21 protein-coding genes are annotated in these 18,856 nt (G+C 70.3%); 6 read left to right on the top strand and 15 right to left on the bottom strand.

Annotation, left to right across the window (positions count from 1 at the left end; translation table 11 throughout):
- Nucleotide 1: 1 nt before the first annotated feature.
- From QSK36_RS39895 to QSK36_RS39880, 4 genes are read right to left on the bottom strand one after another with little or no spacing between them, the layout of a single operon-like run.
- Nucleotides 2–1,690: a class I adenylate-forming enzyme family protein gene (locus QSK36_RS39895; protein ID WP_285785987.1), complete on the bottom strand. Its 1,689-nt coding sequence runs from the start codon at nt 1,688–1,690 to the stop codon at nt 2–4.
- A 24-nt stretch (nt 1,691–1,714) separates the two neighbouring features.
- On the bottom strand, nt 1,715–2,707 hold the full coding sequence (locus QSK36_RS39890) for a 2-oxoacid:ferredoxin oxidoreductase subunit beta (protein WP_183541538.1): 993 nt from the start codon (nt 2,705–2,707) through the stop codon (nt 1,715–1,717).
- Nucleotides 2,704–4,575, bottom strand: a complete 1,872-nt coding sequence (locus QSK36_RS39885) for a 2-oxoacid:acceptor oxidoreductase subunit alpha (RefSeq protein ID WP_285785986.1) — start codon at nt 4,573–4,575, stop codon at nt 2,704–2,706. The genes QSK36_RS39890 and QSK36_RS39885 overlap by 4 nt, the downstream gene beginning before the upstream one ends.
- Nucleotides 4,576–4,619: 44 nt before the next feature.
- Nucleotides 4,620–5,783 (bottom strand): acyl-CoA dehydrogenase family protein, encoded by a 1,164-nt coding sequence (locus QSK36_RS39880; RefSeq protein WP_285785985.1) that lies wholly within the window; start codon nt 5,781–5,783, stop codon nt 4,620–4,622.
- 144 nt (nt 5,784–5,927) lie between these two features.
- Here QSK36_RS39880 and QSK36_RS39875 point away from each other — a divergent pair, with 144 nt between their 5' ends.
- From QSK36_RS39875 to QSK36_RS39865, 3 genes are read left to right on the top strand one after another with little or no spacing between them, the layout of a single operon-like run.
- Nucleotides 5,928–6,476 (top strand): VOC family protein, encoded by a 549-nt coding sequence (locus QSK36_RS39875; RefSeq protein WP_183541534.1) that lies wholly within the window; start codon nt 5,928–5,930, stop codon nt 6,474–6,476.
- Nucleotides 6,473–6,661: a ferredoxin gene (locus QSK36_RS39870; RefSeq protein ID WP_183541531.1), complete on the top strand. Its 189-nt coding sequence runs from the start codon at nt 6,473–6,475 to the stop codon at nt 6,659–6,661. Before QSK36_RS39875 ends, QSK36_RS39870 begins: the two co-directional genes overlap by 4 nt.
- Before the next feature lie 14 nt (nt 6,662–6,675).
- On the top strand, nt 6,676–7,872 hold the full coding sequence (locus tag QSK36_RS39865; RefSeq protein WP_285785984.1) for an NAD(P)/FAD-dependent oxidoreductase: 1,197 nt from the start codon (nt 6,676–6,678) through the stop codon (nt 7,870–7,872).
- A 215-nt stretch (nt 7,873–8,087) separates the two neighbouring features.
- On the opposite strand, the gene QSK36_RS39860 is transcribed toward QSK36_RS39865, so the two are convergent.
- The 11 genes from QSK36_RS39860 to QSK36_RS39810 all read right to left on the bottom strand — a co-directional run bounded on the left by QSK36_RS39860 (nt 8,088) and on the right by QSK36_RS39810 (nt 16,203).
- A complete protein-coding gene (locus QSK36_RS39860; protein ID WP_285785983.1) occupies nt 8,088–8,849 on the bottom strand; it encodes an SDR family NAD(P)-dependent oxidoreductase in 762 nt (253 codons plus the stop codon).
- Entirely contained in the window at nt 8,846–10,069 is a 1,224-nt protein-coding gene (locus tag QSK36_RS39855) for a cytochrome P450 (RefSeq protein ID WP_285786013.1), read from the bottom strand. The genes QSK36_RS39860 and QSK36_RS39855 overlap by 4 nt, the downstream gene beginning before the upstream one ends.
- A gap of 1 nt (nt 10,070) precedes the next feature.
- Nucleotides 10,071–11,192 (bottom strand): thiolase family protein, encoded by a 1,122-nt coding sequence (locus QSK36_RS39850; RefSeq protein ID WP_285785982.1) that lies wholly within the window; start codon nt 11,190–11,192, stop codon nt 10,071–10,073.
- Nucleotides 11,189–11,566 (bottom strand): OB-fold domain-containing protein, encoded by a 378-nt coding sequence (locus tag QSK36_RS39845; protein ID WP_183541521.1) that lies wholly within the window; start codon nt 11,564–11,566, stop codon nt 11,189–11,191. The genes QSK36_RS39850 and QSK36_RS39845 overlap by 4 nt, the downstream gene beginning before the upstream one ends.
- 29 nt (nt 11,567–11,595) lie before the next feature.
- The gene (locus QSK36_RS39840; protein WP_285785981.1) at nt 11,596–12,372 is read right to left on the bottom strand and encodes an SDR family NAD(P)-dependent oxidoreductase; all 777 of its coding nucleotides are present in this window, start codon (nt 12,370–12,372) and stop codon (nt 11,596–11,598) included.
- Nucleotides 12,369–13,511: an acetyl-CoA C-acyltransferase gene (locus QSK36_RS39835; protein ID WP_285785980.1), complete on the bottom strand. Its 1,143-nt coding sequence runs from the start codon at nt 13,509–13,511 to the stop codon at nt 12,369–12,371. Before QSK36_RS39835 ends, QSK36_RS39840 begins: the two co-directional genes overlap by 4 nt.
- A gap of 51 nt (nt 13,512–13,562) precedes the next feature.
- On the bottom strand, nt 13,563–13,985 hold the full coding sequence (locus QSK36_RS39830) for a MaoC family dehydratase (protein ID WP_183541518.1): 423 nt from the start codon (nt 13,983–13,985) through the stop codon (nt 13,563–13,565).
- Nucleotides 13,982–14,419 (bottom strand): FAS1-like dehydratase domain-containing protein, encoded by a 438-nt coding sequence (locus QSK36_RS39825; RefSeq protein WP_285785979.1) that lies wholly within the window; start codon nt 14,417–14,419, stop codon nt 13,982–13,984. Before QSK36_RS39825 ends, QSK36_RS39830 begins: the two co-directional genes overlap by 4 nt.
- A 119-nt stretch (nt 14,420–14,538) precedes the next feature.
- Nucleotides 14,539–15,231 (bottom strand): TetR/AcrR family transcriptional regulator, encoded by a 693-nt coding sequence (locus QSK36_RS39820; protein ID WP_183541514.1) that lies wholly within the window; start codon nt 15,229–15,231, stop codon nt 14,539–14,541.
- Nucleotides 15,228–15,713 carry a nuclear transport factor 2 family protein gene (locus QSK36_RS39815; protein WP_183541512.1) on the bottom strand — a complete coding sequence of 162 codons (486 nt, stop codon included), beginning with the start codon at nt 15,711–15,713 and terminating at the stop codon, nt 15,228–15,230. Before QSK36_RS39815 ends, QSK36_RS39820 begins: the two co-directional genes overlap by 4 nt.
- Nucleotides 15,706–16,203: a VOC family protein gene (locus QSK36_RS39810; protein ID WP_285785978.1), complete on the bottom strand. Its 498-nt coding sequence runs from the start codon at nt 16,201–16,203 to the stop codon at nt 15,706–15,708. The genes QSK36_RS39815 and QSK36_RS39810 overlap by 8 nt, the downstream gene beginning before the upstream one ends.
- A 107-nt stretch (nt 16,204–16,310) precedes the next feature.
- Here QSK36_RS39810 and QSK36_RS39805 point away from each other — a divergent pair, with 107 nt between their 5' ends.
- From QSK36_RS39805 to QSK36_RS39795, 3 genes are all read left to right on the top strand, one after another.
- Nucleotides 16,311–17,306 (top strand): alpha/beta fold hydrolase, encoded by a 996-nt coding sequence (locus tag QSK36_RS39805; protein WP_285785977.1) that lies wholly within the window; start codon nt 16,311–16,313, stop codon nt 17,304–17,306.
- Nucleotides 17,307–17,401: 95 nt separating this feature from the next.
- Entirely contained in the window at nt 17,402–17,731 is a 330-nt protein-coding gene (fdxA, locus tag QSK36_RS39800; protein WP_183541506.1) for a ferredoxin, read from the top strand.
- A gap of 45 nt (nt 17,732–17,776) precedes the next feature.
- A complete protein-coding gene (locus QSK36_RS39795; RefSeq protein WP_285785976.1) occupies nt 17,777–18,787 on the top strand; it encodes an alcohol dehydrogenase catalytic domain-containing protein in 1,011 nt (336 codons plus the stop codon).
- Nucleotides 18,788–18,856 lie beyond the last annotated feature (69 nt).

Below are 18,856 nucleotides of genomic sequence, written 5' to 3'. Positions count from 1 at the left end.
CTCAAGCCCCGTCCGGGTCGGTCAGGCCCAGCTCGGCGCAGATCCGCTCACGGAGCCTGAACTTCTGGATCTTCGTGGCCGCCACGGGCCACTCCCGCACGAAGCGGATGTAGTGCGGCACCTTGAAGGTCGTCACCCGGCCCTTGAGCCAGTCCCAGAGCTCCTGCTCGGTGACGCTCCGCCCGGGGGCCAGTTCGAGGAAGGCGGCCGGCACCTCGACGAGGCGCGCGTCCGGGACGCCCACGACCTGGGCGATGCTCACTGCGGGATGCGACTGGAGCAGTTCCTCGATTTCGACCGCGGCGACGTTCTCACCGCCCACCTTGAGCATGTCCTTGAGCCGCCCGTGGTACGAGACCCGGCCCACCTTGTCCACCGAGCCGATGTCGCCGGTGTGGAACCACCCCTCGTCGTCGGTCTTGCCGGTCGTGAGCGACAGGTCGCCGTGGTAGCCCTCGAACATCGAGTAGCCGCGGACGCAGATCTCGCCCCGCTCCCCGGGCGGGAGCGTCCGCCCGGTCGTCACGTCGACGACCCGCAGCTCGATGCCCGGGAACGGCCGGCCGCACGAGTTGGTGCGGTCCTCCAGCGTGTCGGTGATCTCACTGAAGGACACGCACCCGCCCGTCTCCGTGGACCCGTACGCCGTCACGATGGTGGCGTCGGGCCACAGGTCCTGCAGCTCCCGCAGGCGTGTGGGCGAGGCGACGGTGTTCACCAGTCTCAGCTCGCTGAAGTCGACCTCGGCGAAGCGGGGGTGCTGGGTCAGCGCCTGGGTCACCGTCGGGAAGGTCGGGAATGCGTGGGTCACCCGCTCCTCGTGCATCAGGGCGAGGGCCGCGTCCGCCTCGAAATGCTGCATGGAGACGAACGTGCCGCCGACGTGGAACGAGGCGATCAAAGGCAGCACCGAGGACATGTGGAACATCGGCAGCGGGTCCCAGAAGCGGTCGCCCCGGCGCACGTCGAGGCGGTCACCCACGGCGATGCCGTTCCTGACCACCATCTCGTGGGACAGCAGGCACCCCTTGGGGTCCGCGGTCGTCCCGGAGGTGTACATCATCGCGGCGACGGAACGCAGCGGCACCTGCCGGCGCAGCAGGTGCACCTCCGCGCCGTCGACGGTCTCCGCCAGGGCGTCGAAGGCGGCGGCCGACGTGTAGGCGGGCAGCGGTTCCTCCGGCGGTTCGCCGAGCACGACGATATGGCGCAGATCCGGCGCCGACGCGACGGGCAGGCCCTGCGGATCGGCGGGGTCGAACCCGGGGAGGGCGGACTCGACCCGTGCGCGCATGCTGAACGGCTGGCCCGGCTGCTCTCCCGTGATCAGGACCTTGACCCCCGAGTCGGCGACCACGTGCGAGAGGTCACGCCCCTGGTACCGGGCGTTGACGAGGACGGCGACCGCGCCGATCATCGCGGTGCCGAAAAGGCAGCGCACGAAGTCGGGGGAGTTCGACATCAGGACGGCGACGTGGTCCCCGGAGCGCACGCCGAGCGCGAGAAGGGAGCGGGCCGTGCGCTCGGCCTGCTCGCCCAGCGTCGTGTAGGTCCAGCGGGTGCCGGGGAAGACGAGCGCCTCGCTCTCCCCCCAGAGCACGGCGCCGCGCACCGGCACGTCGCCCAGGGGGACGGCCTCGGCCCAGGACCGGGTGTCGGCGCGAGAGGGTGATGCATAACTGCTTGCCATGTGATTCGGCTCTCTCATCCGCGTTCAGGAAGACGGCCGGGTGACGGTCCAGGGGTCCGCACCGGCCAGCAACGAGAGGAAGGCGTCGTCGTCCCCTTCGCCGGCCCGCGCACGCTTTTCACGTACCTGGTCGTCGAAGACCGGCCGCTCGACGCGACGGAAGATCCCGACGGGCACCCGCTCCATCGAGCCGTCGTCGAGACGCGCCAGCGCCCAGGACGACTCGGCGGATGCGGACTTCTCGTCGTGGAGGTAGCGGCGCCCGTCGATGTCGTACGCCGCCCCGTCCCGGAGCCGGACGAGACGCCGCACCGACTCGGAGGGGTTCTTGAGCACCTCGAAGGCGCCGTCGTTGAAGATCGGGCAGTTCTGGTAGATCTCCACGAGGGCAGTGCCGCGGTGCGCGGCCGCCGCCCGCAGCACCTCGGTCAGGCCGGCGCGGTCGGAGTCGATCGCCCGGGCGACGAACGTCGCGTCGGCGCCGAGGGCCAGCGCGACGGGGTTGAACGGCGATCCGACCGAACCGTCCGGCGACGACTTCGTCACCTTCCCCGCCTCGCTCGTCGGCGAGAACTGGCCCTTGGTCAGTCCGTAGATCCGGTTGTTGAACAGAAGGATCTTGAGGTTGACGTTGCGGCGCATGGCGTGGATGAGGTGATTGCCGCCGATGGACAGGGCGTCGCCGTCTCCGGTGACGACCCAGACGGACAGGTCGGAACGCGTGGTCGCGAGCCCGGTCGCGATCGCCGGGGCACGCCCGTGGATGGAGTGCATGCCGTACGTGTCGAGGTAGTAGGGGAACCGGGACGAGCAGCCGATGCCGGAGATGAAGACGATGTTCTCGCGCCGCAGCCCAAGCTCCGGCAGGAAGCCCTGGATCGTCTTGAGGATGACGTAGTCACCGCAGCCCGGGCACCACCGCACCTCCTGGTCCGAGCTGTAGTCCTTGGCGCCGGACGGCACCTCGGCGGCGGGCACACCCCTCAGGCCCGGAAACGGCAGTGCTTCCACGGTCATCGACCGACCTCCTGGAGATGGTTGACGAGGACGTCCTCGAGCTCGGCCACCTGGAACGGCAGTCCGCTGACCTGGTTGCAGCCGACGACGTCGACGAGATACCCGGCCCGGAGCAGCATCGACAGTTGCCCGAGGTTCATCTCGGGGCAGACGACCCGGTCGTAGCGGCGCAGGACGTCCCCGAGGTCGCGGGGGAACGGGTTGAGCGTTCTGAGGTGCGCCTGCGCGACCGGGTGACCCCGCTTGCGGAGGGCGGCGCAGGCCGCGGCGATGGACCCGTGCGTCGACCCCCAGCCGATGACGAGCAGCCGTGCCTCACCGTCCGGGTCGTCGACCCAGGTGTCGCCGACGACCTCCGCGACCCGGTCCACCTTGGCCTGACGGGTGCGGACCATGAGGTCGTGGTTGGCCGGCTCGTAGGAGATGTCGCCGTGCCCGTCGCCCTTCTCCAGGCCGCCGATCCGGTGCTCGAGCCCCGGCGTTCCCGGGAGGGCCCACGGCCTCGCCAGGGTCTCCGGATCGCGCTTGTACGGCCAGAACCGGCGGCTTCCGTCCTCGGTGGTGTGGTTCGGCGCGGTGGCGAAGCCCGGCTCGATCACCGGCAGGTCGCCCGCCTCGGGGATCCGCCACGGCTCGGACCCGTTGGCCAGGTAGCCGTCCGACAGGAGCACCACCGGGGTGCGATACCGGATGGCGATCCGCGCCGCCTCGACCGCCGCGTCGAAGCAGTCCGCCGGGGACCGGGGCGCGATGACCGGCAGCGGCGCCTCGCCGTTCCTGCCGTACATCACCTGGAGCAGGTCCGCCTGCTCCGTCTTCGTCGGCAGTCCGGTGGACGGCCCGCCACGCTGGACGTCGACGACGACGAGAGGCAGTTCGAGGCTCACCGCGAGCCCCATGGCCTCGCTCTTGAGACAGACGCCGGGCCCGGACGTGGACGTCACGCCGAGCGCCCCTCCGTAAGAGGCGCCGATCGCCGCGCAGACGCCCGCGATCTCGTCCTCGGCCTGGAACGTCGTGACGCCGAACCGGGCGTGCTTGCTCAGCTCGTGCAGGATGTCGGACGCGGGAGTGATCGGGTAGGCGCCGAGGAAGAGTTCGAGCCCGGCTGAGCGCGCCGCCGCCATCAGGCCGTAGGCCAGCGCGGTGTTGCCGGTGATGTTGCGGTAGCGTCCCGGCGGCATGGGAGCGGGCGGGATGCTGTAGGAAACCGCGAACACCTCCGCGGTCTCCCCGTAGTTCCAGCCGGCGCGGAAGGCGGCGAGGTTCGCGTCCCGGACGGCCGGCCTGTTGGCGAAGCGGGACCTGATGAAGGCCTCCGTCGCCTCTGTCGGACGGCCGTACATCCACGACACCAGCCCGAGTCCGAACATGTTCTTCGCGCGGGCCGCGTCCTTGCGCCCCAGGCCGAACTCCTTGACCGCCTCCACCGTGAGCGACGTCATGTCGACCGGGTGCACGGCGTAGCCGGCGAGGGAAGCGTCCTCGAGCGGGTCCCTCGGGTAGCCGGCCTTGCTCAGGTAGCGCGAGGTGAACTCGTGCGTGTCGACGATGATCGTGCCGCCCCTGGCCACGTCCTTGACGTTGGCCCGCAGCGCCGCCGGGTTCATCGCCACGAGGACGTCGGGCGCGTCGCCCGGGGTGAGCACGGCGTGCTCCGCGACCTGCACCTGGAAGGACGACACGCCCGCGAGCGTCCCCTGCGGCGCGCGGATCTCCGCCGGGAAGTTCGGCAGAGTCGCCAGGTCGTTGCCGAAGACCGCGCTCTCATGAGTGAACCGGTCCCCGGTGAGCTGCATGCCGTCGCCCGAGTCACCGGCGAATCGGATCACGATCGACTCGATCCGCTTGACGGTCTTCGCCCCCACAGGTGCTCCTTGTCTACTTCGCGCCTTGTGGCCGGACTCGCCGCTCAGAAGGACCGCGGCAGGCCGACCATCTCGGCGATGGAGTTGCGGGCCATCTCGTTCGCGATCGGGCCGATTCGGTAGAGGCGCGCGTCCCGCCAGTACCGCTGCATCTGCGTCTCGAGCGAGTAGCCCATGCCGCCGAAGATCTGGATCCCGCGGTCGGCCGCCGTGACGGCGCCTTCCGACGCCACGACCTTCGCGATGTTCGCCTCGAGACCGCAGTCCATGCCCTGGGACTGCTTCCAGGCGGCGTTGTGGACGATCAGCTCAGCGGACTTCTGCGCAATGATCATGTCTGCGATGTAGTGCTGCAGGACCTGGAACTGGCCGAGCGGCTTGCCGAACGCCTCGCGCTCGTGGAGGTAGCGCAGCGCCTCCTCGATGACCCCGTCCAGGATGCCGAGCGCGAGCGAGGCCATGATGATCCGCTCGTTGTTCAGGGTCTTGAGCAGCATGTACCACGCCTGGCCCGGCTCGCCGAGGACGAGGTCGTCGGGTACGAAGACGTCGTCGAGGAAAACCTCGCAGGATCCAACGTTCTTCATGCCCAGCTTGGGAATCTGCCGGGTCTCCAGGCCCTTGCTGTTCGTCGGGACGAGGAACAGGGTCGTGCCCTGCGTCTTCTTGGCCACGTTCTTGTCGGAGCGGGCGAGCAGCAGCAGGTAGTCCGCCACGTGCGCCTGCGTCGACCAGATCTTCTGCCCGTTGATCACCCAGCCGCCCTCGACCCTCCTTGCACTGGTCTTGAGGACCCCGAGCAGGTCGGTGCCGCCCGCGGGCTCCGTCACCGCGATCGCGAACTTCTTGGTGCCCGCGGCGATCTCCGGCAGGAAGCGCTCCTTCTGCTCCGGGGTGCCGTAGTAACCGACGGACTTGGACCCCGCGAAGGCGTTGATGCCCCAAATCCAGGCCTGACCGGCCAGCGAGCGCGCGAGCTCGCGTATCAGGATGACCTGGTCGACTTCGGTGCCGCCGGCGCCGCCGTACTCCTCGGCGACACCGATCCCGTGGAAGCCCGCGTCGGCCATCTTCTTGAACAGCTCATGGGGGTACTGGAACTCCTGCCTCTCCAGCTCGAGCGCGACGTCCTTCGGGCACTCCTTCTCGACCCAGTCCCGCACCATGCGGCGGAAGTCCTCCTGCTCGGGGGTGAGCGCGAAGTCCATGTATCCTCCCCAAGAATTCAACCAAACGACTGGTCGACAATGGAACAGCCGCATCCGAGGGCCTGTCAAGAGGCGCAGAGGGAAGTGAGGACTTTCGCCGACCAAACGTTTGGTGTAATCTCGGAGCCCTACGGAAGGAGCGTCATGACACGCGTTCACATCGACCACGTCGCGATGTGCGTCAAGGATCTGGACACGGCGGTCGCCGACTGGAAGGACATCCTCGGAGTCCTCATGCCGGGCCACACTGAGCAGATCACGTACGGCGAGGGCACCTCCGACGGCACCCCGATGGTGTGGGCCACGTTCCAGAACCCCGATCCCACGGGAGTCTCCATCCAGCTCTGGGCGCCGGGCGCCGACAACACGTGGGTGCATAAGGTGCTCGCCAAGCGCGGCGAGTTCGTCCACCACATCGCCTTCCTGTCGTCGAACTTCGGGCACACCATCGAGCAGTGCCGCGCCGCCGACCTGCCCCTGCTGCTCGAAGGCGACAGCAGCCCCGACACCATGCCGTGGCTGCAGTGGAACTTCATTCCGGAGGCCAAGGCCCACGGCGTGCTCATCGAGCTGGCCACCCGCTACCAGGCCGCCGGCGACCGCTGGGTGCCCCACCCCGGCAACACCGAGCAGACCGAACTGCTCGAGGAGATGAAGAAGCGCTTCTACCTGCCCTCGGGAGGGCCCAAGTGATCGTCTCCGTCGATCTCGGCGTCTGCCAGAACTACGGCCAGTGCGTGTTCGCCGCTCCCGAGGTCTTCGACCTGGACGACAACGCCGAGCTGGTCTACCAGGCCGAGGCGCCGGAGTCGACGCGCGGCGCGGTCGAGGCGGCCGCGATCGCCTGCCCGGTCCAGGCAATCAAGATCGTCAGCTAGACGGGAGCTCCCGTATGTCACGCATCGTCGTCGTCGGAGGGTCGCTCGGCGGACTGCGCGCCACCGAGGCCCTCCTGGCCCGAGGCTGGGAGGGGGAGATCGTGGTGCTCAGCGCCGAACGACACCCTCCCTACACGCGTCCGCCGCTGTCGAAGGCCCTGCTCGCCGGCACCCCGGACCTTTCCGCCGTGGAGCTGCGCCGGCGGCCGGAGACCGATGCGGCGAGCTGGCGCTTCGGGGTCTCGGCGGTCCGCGCGGACCTCCGTGCCCGCCACCTGACCCTGTCGGACGGGAGCGAACTCCCCTACGACGGCCTCGTGGCCGCCACGGGCGTCCGCCCGCGGCGACTGCCGGAACGCGTGACGCGGAACGGGTTCACGTTGCGCACCCTGGACGACTGCATCGCACTGCGGCCGCTGCTGAGCCCGGGCACCCGCCTGGCGATCGTGGGCGCGGGCTTCATCGGCTGCGAGATCGCCGCCACGGCGGCGGGTTTCGGCTGTGCCGTCGACGTCGTCGCGCTCGACACGGCGCCGATGAAGGTGCCGCTCGGCGAGCTCGTCGGGACCGCCATCCAGCGCCGTCACGAAGCCCACGGCGTACGGTTTCACCTCGGCCGCTCCATCCGAGCGGTCGAAAGCTCTCCCTCGGGTCACGCCCTTCTCCTCGACGACGGTTCCCGGGTGGAGTGCGACGTGTTCGTCCAGGCCGTCGGATCTGCCCCCTGTATCGAGTGGCTCGAGGGCAACGGCCTGGACCTGACCGACGGCGTCGAGTGCGACAACTCGCTGAGAATGGGCGGGCTGCCTGGCGCGGTCGCCGTCGGCGACGTCGCCCGATTCCCGAACCCGCTCTTCGACAATGTGCCACGCCGGGTCGAGCACTGGCAGATGGCGGCGGAAACCGCGGCTCGCGCTGCGGCCACGCTGCTCGCCGACCTGTCCGGCACGACCGACGAGTCCGGGCCGTTCCGGCCGCTCCCGTGGTTCTGGTCCGACCAGTTCGAGATGAAGCTGCAGTCCTTCGGCTCACCGGTTCTGGGTGAGCGCGTCGAGGTGCTCGACGGCGACCTCGCCGGCGAGGCAGCCGTCGGCTACTACCGCGGCGAACGCCTCGTCGGCGCCGTACTGCTGGGCATGCCCAAGGCGGCTTTCCGCCTTCGCAAGCAGATCCTCGCCTCCCTCGCCTCCGACGCTCTGGAGCCGGCCTGAGACGACGAGGCCAAGGGCGCGGAGAAACCAGCGGGAAGACAGCGGATCGCCGATCGGCGATCCGCTGTCTTCGCGCGCCGGTGCTCCCCGGAAGCACGCGAATCGCGAGGGCCGGGCGGAAGGAGCCGCCGGGCGCTGATCCGGAAGGCCAACGGCTCGTCAGGCCCGGTTCGTCAGGCCCGGTTCGTCAGGCCCGGTTCGTCAGGCCCGGTTCGTCAGGCCACGGTGCCGCCGTCGACGAGCAGCGACGCCCCAGTGATGTACGACGCCGAGTCCGACGCGAGGAACACCACGGGGGCGGCGATCTCCTCGGGACGCGCCCACCGCCCGAGGGGGATCTCCTTGGAGTAGAGGGCCTCCATGGCCGGGTCGCCCGCGTAGTGGTCGTGGGCGCCGGAGTCGACGAGGCCCGGCACGACGAGGTTGCAGCGCACCCCGTGGCGGCCCCACTCGCGGGCCATGCTCCGGTTGAGCATCTCCAGGGCCGACTTCGCCGTCGCGTAGTGGGACAGACCGGTGAGGGCCTGTTCGCCGACGATCGAGCCGATCGTGATGACCGAACCGCCGCCGCGCCTGATCATCCCCGGCAGCGCGGCCTTGGCCAGCGCGAGCGGCGCCCTGAGGTTGAGGTTGACGGTCTTGTCCCAGCCGGACAGCTTCATGTGTTCGAGGTCCGACACGAACCGTGCGCCGCCGGCGTTGTTGACGACGATGTCCGGGTCTCCCAGCTCCGCCGCGACGGCGGCGACCGCCTCCCGGACCTGGTCCTCGTCGGTCACGTCGCAGGGGGCGACGGCGGCCCGCCGGCCGAGGCCGGCCACGAGGCCCGCCGTCTCGTCGAGGGCGTCCTTGCGCCGGGCCAGCAGGCCGACGTCGGCGCCGGCCTCGGCGAGGGCCCGGGCGACGACCCGCCCGATCCCTCCGCTGGCGCCGGTGACCACGGCGACGCGGCCGCCGAGAACCTGGATGCCCGTCACCGCCGGCCCGTCCGCACGACGGGCATGCTCTTCATGCCGCGGCTCATCATGGTCGGATGCCAGGTCTCCCCGCCCGCCAGGGCGAGGTCCGGCATCGCGTCGAGGACCGCGAGGTAGGCGACCTGCGCCTCGAGGCGCGCCAGGAAGTTGCCGAGGCAGTGGTGCACCCCGAACCCGAATCCGACGTGGGGGTTGGGATTGCGGGTGATGTCCAGGGTGTCGGGGTTCGCGAACACGTCCGGATCGCGGTTGGCCGCGCTCTGGACGAGCAGGACGTTGTCGCCGGCGTGCATGTGCTTGCCCCGCAGCGTGACGTCCTCGACGAGCAGGCGGGCCTCCATCCGGGAGGGGCCGTCGAACCGCAGCATCTCCTCCACGGCGGTTGTGACGAGCGCGCGATCGTTCCTCAGCAGCTCCATCTGCGCGGGGTGAAGCAGGAATTGCCGTATGCCGTTCGCGATGAGGTTGGTGCTCGTCTCGTGCCCGCCGAAGACGAGCAGGGCGCACGTGCTGATGATCTCCTCGTCGCTCAGCGGAGGCTCGACATCACGGGCGTGCACGAGTGAGGAGATGATGTCGTCCTGCGGCTCCCGGCGGGCCTTGGCGATCATGTCGCGCAGGTAGCCGGTCAGCTCGAGCAGCCCGCGCTGGGCCAGCTCGCGGCGGTCGGCCTGCCCCTCGGCGCCGAAGACCAGGGTCAGGATGTCGTCGGACCACTTCTTGAACTGGTCGCGCTCCTCCGCCGGGACGCCGATGAGCTCCGCGACGATGATCGCGGGAATGGGGTAGGCGAGATCCCGTACGAAGTCGAAGGAGTCGCGGTCGGCGAGCGACTCGATGGTCTCGCGGACGACCTGCTCCACCCTGGGCCGCATTTTCGCCACGGCCTTCGGCGAGAAGGCCGGCTGCACGAGCTTGCGCAGGCGCGTGTGCTCGGGCGGGTCGAGGAAGACCATCCAGTGCGACAGCACCTCGAAGGTCGGCCGCCGGGCGGCCCGTTGTTCCTCGGAGAGGCGGTCGGAGAACACCGGCCGGACCCGGTCGGAGGAGAACGCCGGGTTGCGCAGCGCCGCGAGGACGTCCTCGTGCTTGTGGACGAACCAGCTGCGGTACCGCTCGTTCCAGTGCACCGGGTCCTGTTCGCGCAGCAGGGCGAAGTAGGAATACGGATCCGCGAGGCGGTCGCTCCGCAGGATCTCGTCATCGACGGTCATCGTCATCTCAGCCACCAAGAACCACCACTACACATCCGTTTCCATCAATTCCCGCGGTGCCACCGCCCATGGTCTCTACGGCTGCGACGCGCGCTCCTTCCACTTGCCGGCCGCCGGCATCCCCGCGCAACTGCCACACGGCTTCGGCGATCTGCGCCAGACCGGTGGCCCCGAGCGGATGCCCCCTGCTGAGCAGGCCTCCGGAGGGGTTGACCGGCTGCTTGCCGCCCAGGGCGGTGTGCCCGGACAGCACGAGCTCGGCACCGCCGCCCGGGGCGGTCAGCCCGAGCGCTTCGGTGGCCGTGATCTCGCCGATGGTGAAGGCGTCGTGGACCTCGAACAGGTCCACCTCCTCGGGACCGATGCCCGCGTCCTCCCAGGCCGCCGCGGCGACCTCGCCCATCAGCTCGTAGCCCCAGGGATGGGTGCTGCGGTGGTCCCACAGGCCGCCGGAGCGGAGCGCGGAGCCGGCGATCCGCACGTCACGGCCGTTGCCGCGGGGCACCCCGACGACCGCCGCCGTGGCGGCGTCCGAGATGTCGCAGCACTGGTACAGCGTGAGTGGATCGGCCACCATCCGGGAGGCGAGCACCTGCTCGAGGGTGACCTCCTTGCCGTGCTGCGCGCGGGGGTTCAACGACCCGTGCCGCCGGTTCTTCACCGCGACCTGGGCCATGGCCCTCCTGTCGAGCCCGTGGAGATAGGCGTACCGGCTGGCCACCATGGCGTACACACCCGGCAGGGCGAGTCCCGCACGGCCTTCGCTGTCGGTGACCTCCGGCGTGATGGGGCCGTTGAAGCTGCTCGTCATGGTCTCGATGCCGAGGCACAGCACCCGTTCGTACCGGCCCGACATGACCGCGTGGCGGGCTTCGTGGAAGGCGGTCGAGGACGTGGCGCACGCGTTCTCGAAGGTGAGGATCGGCACGCCCGTGATCCCCGCGTCCTGGAGTGCGCGCTGCGCGGTGCCCGGGGCGCCGAAGACGGTGCCGGCGTACACCGCGTCGACGGAGTCGACCCCGGCGTCTTCCATCGCCTCGAGGATCGCCTCCTGCCCGAGGGACGTTCCGGAGCGGCGGGGCTGACGTCCGAAGCGGGAGGCGCCGACCCCGTACACGACCGCGTTCATGACGCCTCCTGCACACAGATCGTGGCGACCATGTCGCCGCCGGCGGTGACCGAGGTGACGGCGGCCCGGCCGCCGACCGGGAGCGGCTCCTCACCCTCGGTGTGGACGAGGACCCGGGGTCCGTCGTCGAGGATCAGATACGCCATCGCGAAGGGCGGTTCGTGCCCGGGGACCCCGACACGCAGGCAGGTCGACGCGAAGACCTCCCCCCGGGGGGAAAAGGTGGTCTGCTCCATCCCGCCCCGGCAGATCGGGCAGCGCAGGACCTCTCTGGCGATGGGATAGGCGCAGTCCCGGCACCGCCATCCGGTGATCGTGACCACACCACCGGACGCCACGGCCTGGGGCCGCGGGTCGGCTATGCGCGAGCTCATACTCTCCACCTCGTTCTCGGAGCCGGGCATCAGCGCGGCGCCATCCGGACGGCCGCGTCGACGCGGATGACCTCACCATTGAGGTAGGTCGTCTCGATGCAGGTGCGGACCACCGCCGCGATGTCCTCGGGAACGCCGAGCCGCTTGGGGAAGACGTTGGCGTCGCGCAGGTAGTCGCGGATCTGCTCGCTCGCCTGCTGAACCATCGGGGTGTCGATCGTGCCCGGGCAGATGGTCATGACACGTACGCCGTGAGAGGCGAGGTCCCGGGCGAGCGGCAGGGTCATCGCGACCAGCCCGCCCTTGCCGGCCGCGTAGGAGGCCTGGCCGATCTGTCCTTCGAAAGCCGCGATCGAGCCGATGTTGACGATGACTCCCCGCTCCCCCTCGTCGCTCGGCTCGTTGCGGGCCATCACGCCGGCGACGTTGCGCAGGACGTCGAACGCGGCGATGAGGTTGACCTCGACGCCTCTGCGGTAGAGGTCGAGCGGGAAGAGGGCGCCGTCCCTGGAGACGACGCGGCTCGCCGGGCTGATGCCCGCGCTGTTGACGAGGACGTCGATCCGCCCGAACCGTTCGGCCACGGCGGAGACCGCCGCCTCCACTTGCTGCGGGATCGTGATGTCGAGCGGGAAGAACGCGACCGAGGGTCCGAGTTCCCTGGCCAGTTCCGACCCCTTGCCTCCGTCGAGATCGAAGATGGCGGCCGAGCCGCCGTTCGCGACGAGCATCCGCACGATGCCCTCGCCGATCCCTGAGGCGCCGCCCGTGACGACCGCGACCGTGTCGGTGACCTTCACGGTCACACCCGCTCGATGACGGTGGCGTTCGCCAGCCCGCCGCCCTCGCACATGGTCTGGAGGCCGTACCTGCCGCCGGACCGGACGAGCTCGTGGACGAGGGTCGTCATCAGCTTGGCGCCGCTCGCGCCGAGGGGGTGCCCGAGGGCCATGGCTCCACCGTTGACGTTGACCCGGGACAGGTCCACCCCGATCTCCTTGGCCCAGGCGAGCACGACGGCCGCGAAGGCCTCGTTGCACTCGAACAGGTCGATCTCGCCCACACTCAGCCGGGCGCGCTCGAGCGCCTTGCGGGTAGCGGGGATCGGGCCCGTCAGGATGAGCACCGGATCGGATCCGACGACCGTCGTCGTGTGCACGCGCGCCAGCGGCGTCAGGCCGTACCTCTCCACGGCGCGCTCGGAGGCGAGCAGCACCGCGGCGGCGCCGTCGGCGATCTGGCTGGCCAGCGCGGCATTGTGCGCACCGCCCGGCCGGATCGGCGCGAGCGTGGCCATCTTCTCCTTCGTCGTGTCACGCCGGACGCCCTCGTCGCGGGAGTGTCCGCGGACCTCGACGATCTCGCCGGCGAAACGTCCGTCGTCCCCGGCGCGGGCGGCGTTCCCATGGCTGCGCAGGGCCAGGTCGAACATCTCCTCACGGCCGATCCCCCACTTCTCGGCGATGAGGTCGCCGCCGCGGAACTGGTGGATTTCCTGGTCCCCGAAGCGATCCGCCCAGCCCTGACCACCGAACGGATAGCCGAAGCCGAGCCCGGAGTCGCCCGAGCTGTTGAGCGGCACGGTGCTCATCACCTCGACGCCGCAGGCGATGACGAGGTCCTGCTCGCCGGCCTTGATGCCGTACGAGGCGAACGTCAGCGCCTGCTGTGACGAGCCGCACTGCCGGTCTATGGTGACGGCGGGCACGTGCTCGGGCAGTCCCGCCGAGAGCCACGCGTTGCGGCCGACGTTCCACGCCTGGGCGCCCATCTGCGCGACGCAGCCGGCGATGACGTCGTCCACCGCGCCGGGGTCGATCCCGGTGCGGTCGACGAGCGCCTTCAGCACGTGTCCCAGCAGGTCCGCCGGGTGAATGGAGCTGAGGGCGCCGCCCCGTCTCCCGGTCGGGGTACGGACGGCGTCGACGATGTATGCCTCGGTCATGTCTGGTCTCCAGATGTCATGGGAACGAGTGATGGACAGGCGCCGCGCGCCTCAGTGCCGGCTCATGTGCGTCACGTCGACGGTGGCCGTGCCGCTCAGCGCGATGTCCCGTCCCTCGACGAGGAGTTCGATGTCGCAGTCGGCGAGCACGCGGCCGCCGTCCTCACGGACCTCGGTGACGGTGCCCCGCGCGACGACGTGGTCATCGCCGAGCACGTTGCTCCGGAAGCGCACCGAGATCTTGCGCAGGTGCTCGCGGCCTCCGGTCCACGCGGCCAGCATGTTCATCAGATAGGCGAGATTGTTCGGGCCCTGGTTGACGGGCCGGTCGCCCAGGCCGAGCCGGCGGACCGACTCGATGTCGAAGTGGATCGGGTTCGAGTCGGCCAGCAGCGCGGCCATCGTCTTCATCTTCTCCCGGGAGACCTCGTCGATCTCCCAGGCGGGAATCACGTCGCCGGGACGGACCGTCATGCCGCCGCCCTCCTCGGGAAAACGATGGAGTTGCGGGTGCGCGCGGCCACCGCGCCGTCCGCACCGCGCAGCTCGACTTCGAAAGCGACGATGTCGAACACGCCGGCGCGCCTTCCCTTCTTGCGCTCGGCGGAGGTGAACCGGCCGGAGACCGTCACCTTCTCGCCGACCTTGAGCGGCCTCAGCAGCTCCGTCTCGTGCTCGCCGAACATCGGGCCGTCCGCGGCGGTCGCGCCGCAGATCTCGAAGACCTCGTCCCAGGTGATCCCCTTGCCCCGCGCCGTCGCCAGGTAGGCGAACAGGGGGTGCGCCCAGTGGCCGTCGACGGGCGCGCCGACGACGTCGTTGAGCAGCCAGTCCACGTACGGCTCGATGACGTACTCCCCGCCGGGGAGCCGCCGCCCCACCACGGCGGCGAGTTCTTCCTCGGTCATTCTCCCTCTTTCGACCAATCGGTTGTTCGGTGAAATGTAGCCTACGACCACCGCCGCGCGAAACACCGGAACGAGAACGGCCCGGCACCCGCCAGAGGGGCGCCGGGCCGCGTGCGGGATCAGGTCCGGGCGGCGGCCTTGCCCGCGGAGATGGTCAGGACCCGGCGCCGGAGCTCCTCGATGCCCTCTCCCCCAAGACCCCGGTCGGAGACGACGGCACTCAGCACCGTGCCCGCGAAGACGTCGGCGAGCTGCTCGGGCGTGTACGGGCCGCCCTCCCGGTACCAGCGGGTGACGGCGTTCAACTGGCCGAGGAGGATCGTGGTCATCAGTTCCACGTCCATGCCGGCGTCGAACACGCCCTGTTCCTGCCCCTGGACGAGGATGTCCTGCATGACCTTGTTGTAGGCCTCCCCATCAGCCCTGATCTTGCCCCGCCGGTCCGGGCTGAGCCGGCGCATCTCGCGCAGGCGGATCGAGTAGGCGGTGAGGTGGCCGGTGGCGAAGCGGACGTGCGCGTGGACGAAGGCGACCAGCCGATGGACCGCGCCGGCCTCCATCCGGGCCACGGTCTGGATCTCCCGGAGCGCCGCCTCGGTCGCGTCCTTGATGATCGTGTAGAGGAAGTCCTCCTTGGACCTGACGTAGTGGTACAGGCTCCCCTTGAGTATGCCCACGGCGTCCGCGATGTCCTGGATACTCGTGGCGCTGTAGCCCTTCTGCCGGAAGATCTCCGCGGCGGCGCCGACGATCTCGTGGTAACGCTCGGGGTCCGGCCCGCGGCGCGTCTGACTTCGCCTGGACTGGGTCACGCATCTCCACCGTTCAGGACAGACCCGGACGGATCGGAACCGCCGCGGTCGGCCATCCACGGGATGATCGCCCGATTGCCCCGCACCCACAGCCCGCGCGTGCGCCGTTCCGCGATCCGCCAGCCACCGGCCCCGCGGACCACCCGATCGTCGTACCGCGCCCCAACGGTGACGCTGCCGCCACCCGGGAAACCGCGCCTGACGAGGGTCGCCTGCACGTGGCTGCGTACCCGGAGGCCGCCTTCCGCCTCAGTAACGAGCACGGACCCGATGAGGTGCTGGGTGGCGTCGAGACCGGCGTGGATCGACTCCATCCGGCTTCCGAGCTCGTCGGTGCCACGGCACGTGAACGCCTCGTAGTCCGCGAGGGCGTCGACCGTGAAGACCTCGCCGAACTCCGTCCAGCGGCGCTCGTCGACGAGCCAGGCGTACGCCCCCAGCAGTTGATGAGCGGCCAGTGCCGCCGCGCCGGTCTCACTCACCTTCGACGGCCGCCGGGTAATCGGCGCCCTCGAACCAGGCCTCCAGCTCGGCACGCCGGGTCGCGTCGATGAGCTCGACGATCGCGCCGTTGGGCAGCCGGTGATAGGCGAAGCGCACCGCCTTGCCTGAGCCGTCGTCGTAGGTGAGCATCCGAGGGCACCCCGCCGCCTCGAGCTCGGCCGAGGTCTTCTGGAAGTCGTCGGCCCACACACCGATGTGGTGGGCGGAGCTCGGACCGCCCTCGGGCTGCACGGGCTGCTCCCAGATGGTGCCCAGGACCGGCTCGAGCAACTCGAGACGCGGCGATCCGCCCTGGGAGTAGACGAAACGCATCTTCGCCCGGACCGGTCCGCCGGGAGTGAGGACCGGCATCTCCCGTTCCTCGATCCCGGTCCATGACACGCCGAAGACGGCGGTGAACTCCTTCATCGCTTCCTCGATCGAGGGCACGACGAACCCGGTGTGGTAGATGTTCGCTGTCGAGAGCACGGGCACTCCTGCCAGATCAGGGCCGCTCGGCGGGATCCGGCGGGCGGCTCCGGGCCGCGTGACACCCCACCAAATTACCGACCGTATGTTTGGTAGATTAGGCGGCCATGCCGGACCGAGCAACTCATGCACAGCTCACGCCGCCCACCTCCGGGGACCTCGTGCAGGCCCGCTACCGTCCGGACCCGTCGCCACCGGCCCATGCGCCGCGGTGGTTCCTGCGCGCCCTGGCCGACGAGCCGGCCATCGGGCAGGTCGAGGTCGCGGGCGCCCGTGTCCGCTACCTCCGGTGGCCGGGCGGGCCCGGACCGGCCACGCTGCTCGTCCACGGCGGCAGCGCGCACGCGCACTGGTGGAGCCCGCTCGCGCCGCTGCTCCGTTCCCGGGGGCCGGTCGTGGCGATGGACCTGTCCGGCCATGGCCTGAGCGACTGGCGGCCCGGCGGGTACACCGTCGCACAGTGGGCGCAGGAGGTACGCGCGGTCGCGCTGGCCACGTCCGCGGAGCCGCCCACCGTCATCGCGCATTCCATGGGCGGCATCGTGTCGGCCCACCTCGCCGTCACGGCCGGCGACGTCATGAGACGGCTCATCGTGGCCGACTCGCCGGTGTGGGAGACCGCGCCGGCGCCCGAGGGCGAGATCACCGCCAGGGCCAAGGCCCCGGTGCGGTACTGCGCCGACCCCGAGGACCCGATTTCGAGGTTCCGGCTCATCCCCCGGCAGGAATGCCACAACGACTGGTACCTGCGGCACATCGCCTGGCACGGTCTGGTCGAGACCCCCGAGGGGTACCGCTGGCGTTTCGACCCGCATATCTTCAGCGGCAACGGCGGGGTCGCCGGCGGCGAGAACAGGATCGCCCGCTTCGAGGGCTCTCTCGCCGACAGCGCCTGCCCGTACGCCCTCGTCATGGGCGAGGACTCCTACCTGGCCTCGGACGCGCTCAAGGTCTTCGGACCGGACGCGGGATCCTCGGCCGTTCGCTCGCGCCACGGCGAGGCACCGCTCGTCCTCGTGCCGTCGGCCGCGCACCACATCATGCTCGACCAGCCGCTCGCCTTCGTGACGGCGATTCGCGGGATCCTCGCCGCCTGGCAGTGAAACGGCCGGGACCCACGCCCGGCAGGGAGTGGACGCAGCTCGGACCCCTCACTATTCTACCAACCACTCGTTTGATCAGTGGGGAGAGTTGCCGCATGACCTACGTCATCGCTCAGCCGTGTGTGGACGTGAAAGACCGTGCGTGTGTTGAGGAGTGCCCCGTCGACTGCATCTACGAGGGGCCCCGGATGCTGTACATCCACCCGGACGAGTGCGTCGACTGCGGCGCCTGCGAGCCGGTGTGCCCGGTCGAGGCGATCCACTTCGAGGACGACGTACCGGAGGAGCATCGCGAGTACTTCTCCATCAACGCCGAGTTCTTCGCGGACCTCGGCAGCCCGGGCGGCGCGGCCTCGCTCGGCCCCCTGGACAAGGACCACCCCGCCGTGGCGGCCCTGCCCGCGCCGGCGCCCGCCGGCGACTGACCCGCGCCCAGCGCGGGGAACCGCATCCCGACATCGAGGAGGAGCATGCACACCGCGGCCCGCACCACAGAACCGTTCACCGTCGGCCTCAGCACGGCCGACGCCGCCGAGCTCTCCGACGGGGAGGTCCGCCTGCGCGTCGAGTGCGTCGGCATCTGCGGCACCGACCTGCACATCTTCGATGGCTCCTACCCCGTCGACTACCCGGTGATCCAGGGGCACGAGATCAGCGCCCGGGTCATCGAGGTCTCGCCGGCGGCGGCCGCCCGCCTCGCCGTCGGCGACCGCGTGGCGATCGAGCCCGTCACGTCCTGCGGACAGTGCCGGGCCTGCCGCCACGGCCTCCGCAACACCTGTCAGCGCATGATCGCCGTCGGCGTTCACCGTCCGGGCGGGTTTCAGGAAGAACTCGTCGTCCCGGCCGGTCAGTGCCATCCCGCCGGTTCCCTGTCCCCCACCGCCACCGCCCTGGCCGAGACGCTGTCGGTCAGCCTCCGCGCGGTCACCCGGCCCTCCGTCACCGAGCGGGACCGGGTCGTGATCCTGGGCGCCGGACCCATCGGCCTCGGCGCCGTACTCGCCGCCACCGATCGCGGGGCACGCGTCCTCGTCGTCGACCAGCACGAGGCACGCCTCGACCTCGCCGCCGAACTCGGCGCCGAGGAGACCGTCTCGGGACTCGCCCGCCTCCCCCAGCGCGTACTGGACTGGACCGACGGCGACGGGGCCGACGTCGTCATCGAGGCCACCGGGTCTCCGGCCGTCGCGCCGTCGGCCTTCGACGTGGTCGCCACCGGCGGCCGTATCTCCATCGTCGGCGTCTCCGAGCAGGAGTTGCGCGTGAGCATGCGGCTGTTCACGAGCAAGGAACTCGACGTCTTCGGCAGCCGCGCGACGCTCGACTTCCCGGGCGCCGTCGCCCTGAGCCGCCGCTACGAGGCGAAGGTGTCGAGCCTCGTCAGCCACCGGTTCGCCCTGCCGGACGTGCGGAAGGCCCTCCGGTACGCCCTCGACGAGCCACAGTCCGTGATCAAGACGGTCATCGATGTGTCGTGACCGGCTCCCCCACGCTCACGACCCGGCGCGCCAGGTCTTCCCTCGCGCTGGTCACCTCTCGCACGATTG

It is taken from the genome of Microbispora sp. NBRC 16548, assembly GCF_030268985.1.
Classification (GTDB): Bacteria; Actinomycetota; Actinomycetes; order Streptosporangiales; family Streptosporangiaceae; genus Microbispora; species Microbispora catharanthi.
Note: the sequence above shows the minus strand (reverse complement) of the source record. Positions and strands in the feature narration are given on the sequence as shown.